We start from the raw sequence: 11,400 nt of genomic DNA on the forward strand, positions 1-11,400 counted from the left end.
AGACGGCCTTTCATCATGCAAACCTGTTTTTAGGCGTAGGCTTGCAATTCGGGATTGATTTCAGTGCGCGCCAGATTGTTGGTGTAATTGCACAGGGTGGCCAAGGCTACGCCCAGTACGACTTCAACCGCCTGCTGCTGGTTGTAGCCGGCATCGAAAAAGGCTTTCAGCTCTTCGTCGGACACATTGCCTTTTTGCGCCATAACCTGCTGCGTAAAATCAGAAAGGGCGTTCAATTTGGCATCGGCAATCGGCGCTACCGCACGCACTGCCTGGATTTCTTCTTCTTTCAACAGTTTTTTCAAAGTTGCCAGCTTGGTGTGTCCGGCCACGCAGAAGCCGCATTGGTTGATTTTAGCCGCCAAAATCTGCACCACTTCGCGTTCGCCTGCGGTCAGCGAAGTTTCGCCGTTGAGCTTGCCGACTTCCTGATAGAAAGCCAGAGCTTCGGGCGAATTGGCCAATACGCCGATCAGGTTCGGCAGGAAGCCGTTGTTTTTCAAAGCCGCTTCAACGCGGGTTTTTGCTTTTTCCGGTGCGCTTTCAACGGTATGAATGGTTAAACGTGCCATATCTGTATTCCTTTTTTGAGTGTGTCGTTGCAATTAAGAGACGGCGGATAATACGGCAAAGCCGAAATCGGGGAAAAGAACATTTCGTCCGCACGTTCAAACCAAAAGTTATAAAGAGGCCGTCTAAAAATGCCGGATTGCCCAACCCGCAACATTTTCAGACGGCCTCTCTTATATTGAAACAGCCTTTAATTCAATACTGTACCGACCATTCGGTGTTGCCGCCGGCACGCATCGGTATCAGTTTGTCTTCGCCGTAGGGGATGCTGTCGGGGATGCGCTGCGGCTGTTTGACCAGCGTGATTTTCCGCGTGTTGAACGGCAAGCCGTAGAAGCGCGCGCCGTTTTGCGAGGCAAAGGCTTCGAGTTTGTCCAACGCGCCCGCCTGTTCGAATATTTCGGCATACAGCTCGACGGCGGTCGCCGCACTGAACATACCCGCGCAACCGCAGGCGTTTTCTTTGGCCGATTGGGCATGCGGGGCGGAGTCCGTGCCTAAGAAGAATTTGTGCGCTTTCTCACCGGTTACGGCGGCCACCAGTGCCTGCCTGTGGCTTTCGCGTTTCAATACTGGCAGGCAGTAATGATGCGGGTGTATGCCGCCGACCAGCAAATCATTGCGGTTGAGCAGCAGGTGCTGCGGGGTAACGGTAGCGGCCACGTTGTCGCCTACTTCCAAGACAAGGCGCGCGGCTTCGGCAGTAGTGATGTGTTCGAACACGACTTTCAGATTCGGTACTTGCGCCAAAACGGGTTTCATCACGCGCTCGATGAAAGCGGCTTCGCGGTCAAAAATGTCGATGTCGGAATCGGTTACTTCGCCGTGGACTAAAAAGCGCATATCCTGCGCGGCGATTTCGTGCAACACAGGCAACAGTTTGAATAAATCGGTTACGCCGGAATCGGAATTGGTGGTGGCACCCGCCGGATAAAGTTTGAAGGCGACGATACCGGCCGCTTTGGCTTCGCGTACAAGCTCGGGCGTGGCCTTGTCGGTCAGATAAAGCGTCATCAACGGCTCAAACGTGCTGCCTTCGGGCAGAGCGGCAATGATGCGCTGTTTGTAGGCCAGCGCGTCGGCCACGCTGACGACGGGCGGCTTCAAGTTGGGCATGATGACGGCGCGGCCCATTTGGCGGGCGGTAAACGGCAGTACGGCTCGGAGCGCGTCGCCGTCGCGCAGGTGGAGGTGCATATCGTCGGGCTGGGTAATGGTCAGGGTTTGCATGGCTGTTCTTTTAGTGGGTTGATGGATGGCTCGGGCTGCAACGGCCCGTGTGTTTTCAGACGGCCGCACTTCTCCATCCGTCTGACTGCGCAATTATATAGTGAAATGCCGGAATGCCGGCAATAAGGCACAAAGGCCGTCTGAAAGGCCCCCGTTTCCCGCGAAGCCCAACCTTTCAGACGGCCTTTCCATTGAAACCGGCCTAATGGTTATCCAAATCCAAATCGGCCTTATATTCGATGCGGTGTCCCTTGTCCTCAATCGAGACATCCAATTCCTGATTGCCGCGTTTGAATTTCAAATCGGCATCGTCGTGTTTGATTTTCGATTCGACAATCTGAAAACCGTGACTGCGTGCATAAGCGATGACTTTTTCCGCCAGCGAAGGAATGGAAATGCGTTTGCCGGGCAACTCGGCTTCATATTCGAACTCCCCGCTTCCTTGATGATGGGCTTTCAAGGTTCGCGCGCCGATTGGTTTGTATATTTCAGACGGCACGGGCGAGGCAAACGCGGCGGCGGAAAAAAGGGACAGGATGCCGGTCAGCAGCAAGGTTTTTGTTTTATGCATATGCTCACTTCCTTTTAAGATCGGGCAGACAAACTGCCTGTTCGAAAGGCTCTCATCCTAATCGGAGCGCAAACGGGCAATCAAGCGGGGAAACATGCTTTTACCCGCGGCCGACCTGCCTTGCCGTGCCTTTACACGGCTTTTCACTCGGCGGCCGTTCCGCAAAACGGCGTTGCCGTTTCCGCATCAACAGGATGCTTCCGCTTGATTTGAATTGGCTGAAAAATGGGAAAGGCCGTCTGAAAGCTGTTTTTCAGACGGCCTTTAACCGTTACAAGCGGAAAACTACGCTTCTTTATTTTCGGTCGCTTTTTGACGCAGGCGCAAACTCAATTCGCGCAGCTGTTTGTCGTCTACCGCATTCGGCGCGTTGGTCAGCAGACATTGGGCACGTTGGGTTTTCGGGAAGGCAATCACGTCGCGGATGGATTCGGCACCGGTCATCAGTGTTACCAGACGGTCGAGACCGAATGCCAAGCCGCCGTGCGGAGGCGCGCCGAATTTCAGGTTGTCCAAGAGGAAGCCGAATTTTTCCTGTTGCTCTTCGGGGCTGATTTTCAGTGCGGCAAACACTTTTTCCTGTACGTCGGCACGGTGGATACGGATAGAACCGCCGCCGATTTCCCAGCCGTTCAACACCATATCGTAGGCGCGTGCCAGGCAGTTTTCAGGATCGGATACCATCAGGTCTTCATGACCGGGCTTGGGCGAGGTGAACGGATGGTGCATGGCTGCCCAGCGGTCGCCGTCTTCGTCGTATTCGAACATCGGGAAATCGACGACCCACAAAGGTTTCCATTCGTCCACGAAGTAGCCGTTTTCCGCGCCGTGTTCCAAGCCGACTTTGATACGCAGTGCGCCGATGGCTTCGTTCACGACTTTGGCTTTGTCTGCGCCGAAGAAGATGATGTCGCCGTTTTGTGCTCCGGTACGGGCAATGATTTCTTTCAGGGTGTTTTCAGACAGGAATTTCACGATTGGAGATTGCAGGCCGCTGTCTTCGCCGTTGGAAAAGTTGCTGACGTCGTTCACTTTGATGTACGCCAAACCTTTCGCGCCGTAGATGCCGACAAATTTGGTGTATTCGTCGATTTCTTTACGGCTGAATTTCGCGCCGTTCGGTACGCGCAGAGCGACCACGCGACCGCCTTTCATGTCGGCTGCGCCACGGAAGACTTTGAATTCTTCGGTCTTCATCAGGTCGGTCAGCTCGGTGAATTTCAGGCTGATGCGCATATCGGGTTTGTCGGAGCCGTAGTAGAACATGGCTTCGGCGTAAGGCATACGCGGGAAATCGCCCAAGTCCACGCCCAATGCGTCTTGGAAAACTTGTTTTGCCATGCCTTCGGTGATGTCCATGATTTCATCCTCGTTCAAGAACGAGGTTTCCAAGTCGATTTGGGTGAATTCAGGCTGGCGGTCGGCGCGCAAGTCTTCGTCGCGGAAGCACTTGGTAATTTGGTAGTAACGATCGAAACCCGCCACCATCAACAGTTGTTTGAACAATTGCGGCGATTGCGGCAGCGCGAAAAACTCGCCCGGATGAACGCGGCTCGGCACGAGGTAGTCGCGTGCGCCTTCAGGCGTGGAGCGGGTCAGCATCGGGGTTTCGATGTCGATGAAGCCTTGCGCGTCCAGATAACGGCGAACGCCCATAGCGACTTGATAACGCAGGCGCAGGTTGCGCTGCATCACCGGACGGCGCAAGTCGATAACGCGGTTGGTCAGACGCACGTTTTCGCTGATGTTTTCGTCATCGATTTGGAACGGCGGCGTAGCGGCAGCGTTCAAGACTTCGATTTCTTTGGCAAGGATTTCGATTTTGCCGGAAATCATTTTGTCGTTAGTCGTACCTTCGGGACGGTTGCGCACGCGGCCGGTAATGCTCAAAACGTATTCGTTGCGGGCGGAATCGGCAGTGGCAAACGCTTCGGGCGTATCGGGGTCAATCACGACTTGGACGATGCCTTCGCGGTCGCGCAGGTCGATAAAGATCACACCGCCGTGGTCGCGCCGGCGGTGTACCCAGCCTTTGACGGTTACGGTTTGGTCTAAGTATTGCTCGCTGATTAGGCCGCAATAGTTGGTACGCATAAAATCACCTTTTTATGATTGTTCAATTTAAAAAGAAAGAAAAGGCCGTCTGAAAAGACACCTTAATTGTTTTGTTCCGTATCGCCGTTTTCAGACGGCCTGTATTCGGCAAAAGCTTTTGCCGGCACTTCATCGGGTATCACCATGCCCAGCGAAATCACATATTTCAATGCGTCGTCCACGCTCATGTCGAGTTCGCGCACGTCGCTCTTTTTCACCATGATGTAATAGCCGCCGGTCGGGTTGGGCGTGGTCGGTACATAAACGGGAATATAACCTTCCTGTGCCGGCAGGGCGGAGGCAACGCTTTCGGCCAAAGCACCGGATACGAATCCGATCGTCCAAATATCCGGCTGCGGAAAAGGAACCAAAACCGGCGTTTTAAACGATCGGCTGTTGTCGGAAAATAAGGATTCGGATACTTTTTTTACGCTGGAATAGATGGATTTCACCACCGGGATACGCCCCAAAAGCGAATCCCACCCCTCCAAAATCTTGCGTCCCAGCATATTGGCGGCAAACACGCCGGTAATCAATAAGACGACTACGGCCACAAGGAATCCGGTTCCCGGCAGATGGAAGCCGAGGTAGCGTTCCGGCTGCCATTGCGCCGGAATCAATGCCGCCAACTGATCGGTTGCGGAAATGATATAACCGATTACCCACACGGTAACGGCAATCGGCGTCCATACCAGAACGCCGGTAATCAGGTATTTTTTCAGCGCTTTGCCAATACCGCCTTCTTGTTTTTTGTCTGCCATGCCTTTGTTCTATGTGGAGCAGGCTGCGCATTATACGCCGCCGTTTTGAAAGAAACGAATTTTTCAGACGGCCTCCGGGTATCTTTGAAAGAGGCCGTCTGAAAGTTTTAAAAACCGTCCCAACCGTTGAACATCAAGCCGAAACCGATGCCGCTTTGTTTGTGGTTATAGTCAATCAGGCTCTCGCCGTAACCGTGAAAGCCGCGCACCACTCCCTGCAGTTTGCCCTTGATGGGGAAAGTGTAGGCCGCCTCCGCCGCGCCATAGCCGCTTTTCGGGTTGTAGCGCAAAGTGGTCGAAAAATTATGTTTGTCATTCAGGCGGTATTGCAGTTTGACGTCGCCATAACCCAAATATTTGGTTAAATCGGGATTATCGTTATCTTCGCCGCTGCTGTCGAAAAGCCTCATCCAAACGCGCGGGATAACCGTCAGCTTGCCCCACTCCATACCGGCCATTGCGTAAACTTTATTCCAAGAGCGCGACTCCGGCCTGCTTTGCCCGTTTGACTGGTGAGCAAAACCCACACCCAACATACGGAGCCTGCCGCCCCATGGCAGCTGGGCCTTCACGGGTTGGGTAATGAAAATTTCAGGCTCGTAATCCGTATTGCGGAACGGCGCGGAACGGCGGCCTTGGTTATAAATCTGCCAATCGGATTTCTGGGTATAGCCAAACCATAAATCGGCACGGCTTTTAAACAAATCTTCAGCAATTTTGCTCTTGAAAGAAACCTGCATTTTGGTTTCTATCCGTTTTTGATCCGAAAACCGTTCCTGCGAAGCCGCGCCCCGCGTTGGCGAAGACGGCGCATAATTCGGGCTGCTGTTGTACCATACAGGCATGAGGTACATGGGGTTGTGTTCCCGTACGGTTAAAATACCGTGCGGATCGTTGGCATCCAAATCATACATCTGACTCAAAGGCGTATAGGCGGCTGCCGCATCGGCCAACTCTTGAGACGGCTCCGCCTGCCCTTCCGGCGTATCAAACACCAACGTCGTCTCTTTGTTCCCCATGCTCTGGCGAACGCTTTGCACAACGTCGAGCTGAGGTTTGCCGTCAGCCTCATGCTCTGAAAGCGGCTGCTCCGGCGGCAATTGTGCGGCAAAAACCTTATCGTAACAGGCCAACCTTAAGGCATTGTCTTGCAATAACGTACATTGCAATGCAGCATCGTTGGCAACTGCGGCTGCCGGCAACGCGGCTGCAACAGCAAAAAGCAAAAAACGGTATTTATACATTCATCCACTCTGTTTTATGCAGAATTGTCCGGTGCCGCCCCCAATTACGCCACCATAAAAAACAACCCCCGCCAACCGCAAGGCGGCCGTCTCGGGGGCGATGGTCGGCAAAGGCTGTTATGCCATTGCTTTGATTTTGGCAGACAGACGGCTTTTGTGTCGTGCTGCTTTATTTTTGTGGAATACGCCTTTGTCGGCAATGCGGTCCAACACTTTTACCGCGTCGCGGAATACGGATTGTGCCGCGGCTTTATCGCCTGCTTCAACAGCTTTCAAAACTTTTTTTACGGCAGTGCGGAACGCAGTACGCAAACTGGCGTTATGCGCGCGGTTTTTCACTGCCTGACGTGCACGCTTGCGGGCTTGTGCGCTATTGGCCATATCGGATATCTCCTGAATGAATTGAATTTCGTAAACGCGGCATTTTAATAACTAAACTGCCCAGATGCAAGGTTTTTATCGTAAAGGCTTTTTCAGACGGCCTCCTTATGTGTACGGTTGGATGCAAAACCGGCAAACCCCTCACAGGAAGTTATGTTTAATATTTTGATTTTTTGTAAAAATAACATTACAATCCCCTCATCCTACCGAACCGAATCAGTGCATACTGAAATAAACGGCAGGAAGCTTTTTTATCAACACCAAGGAATGATAGCCATCATGAAAAAAACTTTATTGACTGCAATGATTGCACTGGCTCTTGCCGCCTGCGGCGGAAAATCCGAACAGGCCGCCGATTCACAAAACAACGGTCAAACGCCTGCAACTGCTGCCAATAGCGGCGCTACCGACGCGCTGAATATCTACAACTGGTCGAATTATGTGGATGAAGATACCGTAGACGAATTCAAGCAAGCCAACAACTTGAAACTGGTTTACGACTTATACGAAAACAACGAAACGCTGGAAGCCAAAGTGCTGACAGGGAAATCGGGCTACGACTTGGTGGTTCCCGGCATCGCCTTCCTTCCGCGCCAAATTCAGGCCGGTGCCTATCAAAAAATCAATAAAGACCTAATCCCGAATTACAAAGACATCAATCCCAAATTGCTGGAGATGCTGGCAACTGCCGACCCCGGCAACGAATATGCCGTCCCCTATTTTTCTGGCGTCAACACCGTGGCGATTACAGCTAAAGGTAAAGAGGCTTTGGGCGGCCAGTTACCTGAAAACGGCTGGGATTTGCTGTTCAAACCCGAATACACGTCCAAACTGAAAGGCTGCGGCATCGCCATGTGGGATACGCCGAGTGAAGTTTTCCCCATCATCCTGAACTATCTGGGCAAGGATCCGGCAGGTAAAAATCCCGCCGATATTGAAGCCGCTGCGGAAATATTAAAAAAAGTGCGCCCAGACATCAAACGTTTCAGCCCGTCATTGATTGACGAACTGGCGCGAGGCGACGTCTGCTTGGCCGTCGGCAACGGTGGCGACCTGAATATGGCGAAGAAACGTTCGGAAGAAGTTGGCAGCAAAGTCGGCATCGAAGTTTTGACACCGAAAGGCATGGGTTTTTGGATTGAATCTTGGCTGATTCCCGCCGATGCCAAAAACGTGGCTAACGCACACAAATATATCAATTACACCCTGCAACCCGAAGTTGCCGCCCGAAACGGTAATTTTGTTACCTTTGCTCCCGCAAGTTTGCCTGCCAAAAAACTGATGGATCCGAAGCTGGTTGAAGTCCGTTCGATTTTCCCGAACGATCAGGATATGGCCGATGGTTTTGTGATGCCTCAAATGAGCAATGAAGCGAAAAAACAAACCGTCGATTTGTGGCAAAAAATCAAATCAGGCAACTGATTTCTATGCAAAAAGGCCGTCTGAAAACTTTCAGACGGCCTTTTTTATTTTATGGCTGGCATACAGTTTAATTCTTTTTACTATACGCCCAATCGGCAGCTTCGTTCTGCCAATCCACGGTTCCTCCGCGTAACAGCGTTTGCATCATTTTCGCAGTTTCCTCATCAAGTTGCTTAGATTTTTCCATCAATGCTTCATTGGCAAACGGCGGCACTTCTGGATCATACAGTTCCGACAAGGCAAATAAGTGATATCGGTCTCGGGCCGCGTAAAACTCACTCAAATCCTTGGCCTGCGCCAACGGTACGCCCAAACTTTCCAAAGCAATCCGTCCGCTGCGAATCGCACCGTCAAAAGTTTCCCTGACGATAAAATCCGCTCCTGCATGATGCAGGTTGTAAGCATGCTGTTGCCCATGCGCCCTGGCAATAATGGTCAACGTAGGGTAATGCCGGCGAACGAACTTCACCACTTCTGTTGATTGGTCATCATCCCCGATGGCAACAATCAATAATTTTGCCTTCCCTAAGCCGATAGAATTCAATAATTCCGGACTAGTTGCATCACCGTAGTAAATCTTACAGCCATATTTGCTCAGACCTTCCACGGTTTCAGCATGAAAGTCAATAACTGTGGTATGAAAGCCGCATCCTGTCAGCATGCTGTTGATTTGCCGTCCAAATCGCCCATGCCCCAACAAAATAATCGGATTTTCCTCATGTATTTCGTCGTTCGGACGACTCTCGTTTTCTTTGGCTATACCGCGCGGAGCAATTACCTTATCGTACAGGATAAACAATACCGGCGTCAGCAGCATGGATAATGCGACCACAAGGGAAATACGATCTGCCAGTGCTTGCGGCAATACACGATTTTGCTGGGAAATGGACAGAAGCACGAAGCCAAACTCCCCGGCCTGAGCTAAACTCAAAGCAAACAATTTTCCGGCAGTAGAGGGCAGACGGAACAATTTACCCAATATGAACAACACGAAAGCCTTTACTACCATAGTGGCGACAGTCAGACCCAAAATCAGTAAGAACTCACGGCCTAACAAGCCAAAATTCATACTCGCCCCTACCGTAATGAAAAACAATCCGAGCAGCAAACCTTTGAAAGGCTCTAAATGGCTTTCCATTTCATGCCGGTATGAACTGTTTGCTAATGCCACGCCTGCGATAAACGCACCCAATGCGGGAGACAAACCAATCAACGACATCAAAGTTGCAATGCCTACTACTAAAGCCAAGGTAAATAATGTAAACATCTCTCGCAAACGGCTTTTACTGATAAAGCGGAAAGTGGCAGGCACAAGATAGCGTACGCCGATAACAATGACGGCAATTGCAGCAACGCTGACCAAAGCAATGATCCAGCCCGGCTGATCAACCAAAAGATTAGCCTGTGCATCACCATGCTCCGACTTGACAACAGCCGTTCCTAACAAAGGCAACAACGCCAACATCGGAATGGCTGCAACATCTTGAAACAGCAACACAGCAAAACCAGCCTGCCCGCCTGGAGTCGGCAACAAATTCTTCTCACTAAATGTCTGCAGCACGATGGCCGTGGACGACAATGCCAATATACAGCCGACAGCCACACCTATTTGCCAGGTTTGCCCCAACAACACAGCCAAACCAGCAATGGCAGCCAAAGTTAATCCAACTTGCAATCCACCTAAACCTAATAGTTTATGCCGCAAACGCCACAGCATCTGCGGTGCCAATTCCAAACCGACCAAAAACAGCATCATTACCACACCGAATTCAGCAACATGCTGTATGGATTGTGCTTCTTTCCCCACCAGCCCCAATACAGGTCCAATCAAAATCCCGGCTGCCAAATAACCCAGCACCGAACCCAGGCCCAATTTTTGCGAAGCCAAAACGGCAGCCACGGCAAAAGCCATATAAATAAAAGTGAAAAGTAAAATTTCCGTCATATTTTTATTCTCGTATATTCCAAACACTTTTCAGACGGTCTCTCCTTATCAGGTAAGGCCGTCTGAAAAAACATTCCAAGCACTACAGATACCTCACTATTTTAACCTTGTATATCGAAACACCCGTATCATAGCAACAAACCGCCCGACCGCCACCCGTACACACCCAAGGCAAACAACCGTCAAGTAGCTCAGGGAGCGGTTGGGCAACCCATCGATATAGTGAATTAAATTTAAACCAGTACAGCGTTGGCTCGCCTTACCGTACTATTTGTACTGTCCGGCTCGCCGCCTTGTCCTGATTTCAATTTAATCCACTATACAACCGGACAGTTGCCCGACAACACAACCGAATGCAAGGCAGGTTTATGATGAGTACCCAATACCATTACGCAGGCATCGACATCGCCAAACGAAACTTCGTCATCGTCGTTTCGTCTTTGTCTAAAACCAAAACCGAAACCAACAACCCAAAAGGTATCGCCCATACTATCGAGTACCTTAAAAAACACAACGTCACCCTCGTCGTGATAGAAAGCACCGGCGGTCTCGAAATCCCCGCCGCCAAAGCCATCCACCGCGCAGGCATAGCCGTGATCATCGCCAACCCGCGTCAGACGCATCAGTTTGCCCAATCGCAGTCGCTGACCAAAACCGATGCCAAAAATGCCAAAATGCTCGCCTTCTTCGCACAGATGACGGCACAGAAAGAAGATTGGCAAACCATGCTCTACCAACCGCCCACCGAAGCGGAAGAAGTGTTGGAAGCATTGGTTAACCGCCGCAACCAGCTGGTGGATATGCGGACTGCCGAGAAAAACCGTCTGCATCAGGTTCACGAAACGCAAGTCGAAAGCGTCAAACAACTGATTGCCCATTTTGACCGGTTGATTGACGAGTTGGACAAACAAATCGACGAGCACACCCACACACATTTTGACGGCAAAGCCCAAGTGGCGGAGCAAATCAAAGGCATCGGTCCGGTAACGGCGGCTACTCTACTCAAGCCATAAGTAAACATGACTTTGTTTAAAATAGGGGGTTTAGGAAACAAAATTTATTTTAAAGGATTTTCCCGCAACATTCTCAGCAGTATTGTATATATAGAGACCTTTGCAAAAATAGTCTGTTAACGAAATTTGACGCATAAAAATGTGCTAAAAAATTTTCAATCGACTAAAA

At 50.9% G+C, this 11,400-nt stretch carries 9 protein-coding genes and 1 pseudogene; 2 read left to right on the forward strand and 8 right to left on the reverse strand.

Features of this window, described 5'->3' with window-relative positions:
- Positions 1-29 precede the first annotated feature (29 nt).
- From ACTHSL_RS08045 to rpsT, 7 genes are all read right to left on the reverse strand, one after another.
- On the reverse strand, positions 30-572 hold the full coding sequence (locus ACTHSL_RS08045; RefSeq protein WP_440381008.1) for a carboxymuconolactone decarboxylase family protein: 543 nt from the start codon (positions 570-572) through the stop codon (positions 30-32).
- A 193-nt stretch (positions 573-765) separates the two neighbouring features.
- A complete protein-coding gene (gene pyrC / locus ACTHSL_RS08050) occupies positions 766-1,800 on the reverse strand; it encodes a dihydroorotase (RefSeq protein ID WP_440381009.1) in 1,035 nt (344 codons plus the stop codon).
- 202 nt (positions 1,801-2,002) lie between these two features.
- Positions 2,003-2,371, reverse strand: a complete 369-nt coding sequence (locus tag ACTHSL_RS08055) for a hypothetical protein (protein WP_440381010.1) — start codon at positions 2,369-2,371, stop codon at positions 2,003-2,005.
- A gap of 285 nt (positions 2,372-2,656) precedes the next feature.
- A complete protein-coding gene (gene aspS / locus ACTHSL_RS08060; RefSeq protein WP_440381011.1) occupies positions 2,657-4,465 on the reverse strand; it encodes an aspartate--tRNA ligase in 1,809 nt (602 codons plus the stop codon).
- Between the two features lie 62 nt (positions 4,466-4,527).
- Positions 4,528-5,226, reverse strand: a complete 699-nt coding sequence (locus ACTHSL_RS08065) for a DUF502 domain-containing protein (protein WP_440381012.1) — start codon at positions 5,224-5,226, stop codon at positions 4,528-4,530.
- Positions 5,227-5,333: 107 nt separating this feature from the next.
- A complete protein-coding gene (locus ACTHSL_RS08070) occupies positions 5,334-6,470 on the reverse strand; it encodes a phospholipase A (protein WP_440381013.1) in 1,137 nt (378 codons plus the stop codon).
- 117 nt (positions 6,471-6,587) lie between these two features.
- Complete coding sequence (gene rpsT, locus ACTHSL_RS08075) at positions 6,588-6,851, reverse strand: 30S ribosomal protein S20 (RefSeq protein WP_041961506.1); 264 nt, start codon at positions 6,849-6,851, stop codon at positions 6,588-6,590.
- 279 nt (positions 6,852-7,130) lie between these two features.
- Between rpsT and ACTHSL_RS08080 the strand changes: the two genes are divergently transcribed.
- Positions 7,131-8,273 carry an extracellular solute-binding protein gene (locus tag ACTHSL_RS08080; RefSeq protein WP_440381014.1) on the forward strand — a complete coding sequence of 381 codons (1,143 nt, stop codon included), beginning with the start codon at positions 7,131-7,133 and terminating at the stop codon, positions 8,271-8,273.
- Between the two features lie 67 nt (positions 8,274-8,340).
- Here the strand turns inward: ACTHSL_RS08080 and ACTHSL_RS08085 are convergent, their stop codons facing one another.
- Positions 8,341-10,218: a monovalent cation:proton antiporter-2 (CPA2) family protein gene (locus ACTHSL_RS08085; protein ID WP_440381015.1), complete on the reverse strand. Its 1,878-nt coding sequence runs from the start codon at positions 10,216-10,218 to the stop codon at positions 8,341-8,343.
- A gap of 353 nt (positions 10,219-10,571) precedes the next feature.
- Here ACTHSL_RS08085 and ACTHSL_RS08090 point away from each other — a divergent pair.
- Positions 10,572-11,222, forward strand: a pseudogene (locus ACTHSL_RS08090) (IS110 family transposase); the annotation flags it as partial.
- Between the last annotated feature and the right edge of the window lie 178 nt (positions 11,223-11,400).

It is taken from the genome of Neisseria sp. P0008.S010 (genome assembly GCF_051962715.1).
GTDB lineage: Bacteria > Pseudomonadota > Gammaproteobacteria > Burkholderiales > Neisseriaceae > Neisseria > Neisseria elongata.

Excerpts from the sequence above, each read along its gene's own strand:
- ACTHSL_RS08045 (WP_440381008.1), bottom strand. The coding sequence starts at position 572 with ATGGCACGTTTAACCATTCATACCGTTGAAAGCGCACCGGAAAAAGCA.
- pyrC (WP_440381009.1), bottom strand. The coding sequence starts at position 1,800 with ATGCAAACCCTGACCATTACCCAGCCCGACGATATGCACCTCCACCTG.
- ACTHSL_RS08055 (WP_440381010.1), bottom strand. The coding sequence starts at position 2,371 with ATGCATAAAACAAAAACCTTGCTGCTGACCGGCATCCTGTCCCTTTTT.
- aspS (WP_440381011.1), bottom strand. The coding sequence starts at position 4,465 with ATGCGTACCAACTATTGCGGCCTAATCAGCGAGCAATACTTAGACCAA.
- ACTHSL_RS08065 (WP_440381012.1), bottom strand. The coding sequence starts at position 5,226 with ATGGCAGACAAAAAACAAGAAGGCGGTATTGGCAAAGCGCTGAAAAAA.
- ACTHSL_RS08070 (WP_440381013.1), bottom strand. The coding sequence starts at position 6,470 with ATGTATAAATACCGTTTTTTGCTTTTTGCTGTTGCAGCCGCGTTGCCG.
- rpsT (WP_041961506.1), bottom strand. The coding sequence starts at position 6,851 with ATGGCCAATAGCGCACAAGCCCGCAAGCGTGCACGTCAGGCAGTGAAA.
- ACTHSL_RS08080 (WP_440381014.1), top strand. The coding sequence starts at position 7,131 with ATGAAAAAAACTTTATTGACTGCAATGATTGCACTGGCTCTTGCCGCC.
- ACTHSL_RS08085 (WP_440381015.1), bottom strand. The coding sequence starts at position 10,218 with ATGACGGAAATTTTACTTTTCACTTTTATTTATATGGCTTTTGCCGTG.